Source organism: Bradyrhizobium sp. (assembly GCF_019244115.1).
In the GTDB taxonomy this organism is placed as follows: Bacteria; Pseudomonadota; Alphaproteobacteria; order Rhizobiales; family Xanthobacteraceae; genus Bradyrhizobium.
This window is the reverse complement of record NZ_JAFATE010000882.1, coordinates 1-2,286: the sequence shown is the minus strand read 5'-3', so window position 1 is coordinate 2,286 and position 2,286 is coordinate 1. Positions and strand designations below refer to the sequence as shown.

Genomic DNA, 2,286 nt, shown 5'->3' with positions numbered 1-2,286 from the left:
ACGCAAGGTAAACCGTGGCATGCTCCGCTGCGGCGGGTGTGTCAGTGCGATCGAGCTTGATCATCTTGATCCTCCGAGGCTGGATGGTCAGTAATCCAATCTTGGACCTCTCTTGACCACCCGCCACCCCATAGGATCTGTGGTGACCGCCGCGTGCTTTTTTTGATGCACGGGGCCATGGGTATCAGTCGATACCCGGCCTTCCCTGCGCCCTTCCAATTCCGAGGGCGACAACGATGCAAAGCTCGGACGCGAAACGCGCCGCGAGACCGCGCATTCATGCCCGACGGGCACGCCGTAACCCACTACGGGCAATTTCGCGACAACTGGGGATTTTGGGAGCAACCGCAGGATCTATGGTGCGCTCGGAGGGACTCGAACCCCCACGATGTTACTCACTGCCACCTCAAGGCAGCGCGTCTACCAATTCCGCCACGAGCGCTTGGGATGAGGGCCGGGCGATGCCTGGCCGGATCAATGGCGCCGATGTAACAAATGAAAGTTGAGGGGACAAGGCCCGCCAAGACCGTGATCCAGAAAAGTATTGGCCGCTTTTGCCCGGAAATCAGTGGAGAAAGTTTGCGGTTCCCGGCAGGGCTGTCGGGCGCCCTGCCCCGCGGTCGATGGCCCCGCTACCGGCTCCCCGGCGACTTCGGCAGCATCTGCTTGACCTCGACCGCGATCCGGTTGCGATCGACGAGCACGACGCCGCTGGCAACGGGCAGGTTGTTGGCCAGCACCTTGACTTCGTCGGCCTCCGTGGCGTCGAGCTCGATGATGGCGCCGCGCGACAGCCGCAGGACCTGGTGGACGGGCATGGTTGTGGTCCCGAGGACCACCATGAGATCGACGGTGACTTTATCGAGGGTTGGCACTTCAAGACCGCCGAACTGGGACTAGATTGCGCTTCCCGAAGACATCACCATGTTATGGTTAGCCAATGGTTAACGACCGCGAGAGCCTCGATTTGACGACGTTTTTTGCCCCTCCCGGCGGGGGCGCGGTCGCCTGGCGGATCTCGGATGAGCCGGTCCCCTACGGCGACGCCGTGGCCTTCATGGAGGCGCGCGCTGGTGCGATCGCGGCCGGCGAGGCCAGCGACCTGGTCTGGCTGCTGGAGCATCCGCCGCTCTATACGTCTGGCACCAGTGGAAAGGCGGACGATCTGCTCGATCCGCGTTTTCCCTTGTTCGCGACGGGCCGCGGCGGCCAGGTCACCTATCACGGGCCGGGCCAGCGGATCGCCTATGTGATGCTCGACCTGAAGCGCCGACGGCCCGATGTCCGCGCTTACGTCGCAAGCCTCGAGGAATGGATCATCCGGACGCTGGCCGCCTTCAACGTCCACGGCGAGCGGCGCGAGGACCGCGTCGGCGTCTGGGTGAAGCGGCCGGACAAGGGCGAAGGTCACGAGGACAAGATCGCCGCGATCGGCGTCCGCGTGAAGCGCTGGGTTTCTTTCCACGGCATCGCCATCAATGTCGAGCCGGAGCTCACGCACTTCTCGGCGATCGTCCCCTGCGGCGTCTCCGATCCGCGCTTCGGTGTCACCAGCCTCGTCGATCTCGGCCATATCGTCGGCATGACCGATGTCGACATCGCCTTGCGTCAGGCGTTTGAGGAGGTTTTTGGTCCCACCGAGGCCAATCTTCCCGAGCAAGCGGCATAGTCTGCGTTCGCGATGAGCCACCACTCCCATTACAAGATCGCTTCAAACGCGCTACGCAACGTCTGATGCCGAAACACGAATCCGCTGCTGAGCGCACGATTGGGCAGCACCCGCTGGCCCCCCAGGAGCAGCTCATTGGCAAAATCACCGCCGACCCGGCGCAGCAGGCCCGAGGGGACGCGAAACACCGCGGGCCGATGCAGCCGCCGCGCCAGCTCTTCGGTGAATTTCATGTTGGTCACCGGGATCGGCGCGGTCGCGTTGACCGGCCCAGTGAGGTCGGGCCTGGCGATGACATGGGCGATCAGGCGAATGAGATCGTCGCGCTCGATCCAGGACATCCATTGCCGGCCCGACCCCAGCGGTCCGCCCAAACCGAACTCGAACGGCGTCAGCATGCGCGTGATGAAGCCGCCATCCGTCCCCAGCACCAGGCCGATGCGCAGGCAGATGACCCTGACGCCGTGCGCTTCCGCACCGTGCGCCGCGGCTTCCCAGGCCTCGCAGAGTTCATGGCTGAAACAGGCATGTGATTTGGCCGATTCGGTCAGCGGTTGATCCTGCCAGAGGCCGTACCAGCCGATCGCCGAGCCGCTGACCAGCACGGCCGGCTTGCG

Annotated in this window: 3 protein-coding genes and 1 tRNA gene; 1 reads left to right on the top strand and 3 read right to left on the bottom strand. The window is 64.2% G+C overall.

Annotation, left to right across the window (positions count from 1 at the left end; translation table 11 throughout):
- Positions 1-357 precede the first annotated feature (357 nt).
- Both JOZ76_RS37065 and JOZ76_RS37060 read right to left on the bottom strand, forming a co-directional pair.
- A tRNA-Leu gene (locus tag JOZ76_RS37065) sits at positions 358-442 on the bottom strand.
- Between the two features lie 190 nt (positions 443-632).
- Positions 633-875 (bottom strand): FliM/FliN family flagellar motor switch protein, encoded by a 243-nt coding sequence (locus JOZ76_RS37060; protein ID WP_291706324.1) that lies wholly within the window; start codon positions 873-875, stop codon positions 633-635.
- A gap of 65 nt (positions 876-940) precedes the next feature.
- On the opposite strand from JOZ76_RS37060, the gene lipB reads away from it, so the two are divergent.
- Positions 941-1,669 (top strand): lipoyl(octanoyl) transferase LipB, encoded by a 729-nt coding sequence (gene lipB / locus JOZ76_RS37055; protein ID WP_291706323.1) that lies wholly within the window; start codon positions 941-943, stop codon positions 1,667-1,669.
- 29 nt (positions 1,670-1,698) lie between these two features.
- Here the strand turns inward: lipB and JOZ76_RS37050 are convergent.
- Positions 1,699-2,286, bottom strand: a 588-nt coding sequence (locus JOZ76_RS37050) for a TIGR01777 family oxidoreductase (protein ID WP_291706322.1), incomplete at its 5' end; no start/stop codon positions are given.

Coding starts and splice junctions, on each gene's coding strand:
- lipB (WP_291706323.1), top strand. CDS start 941: ATGGTTAACGACCGCGAGAGCCTCGATTTGACGACGTTTTTTGCCCCT.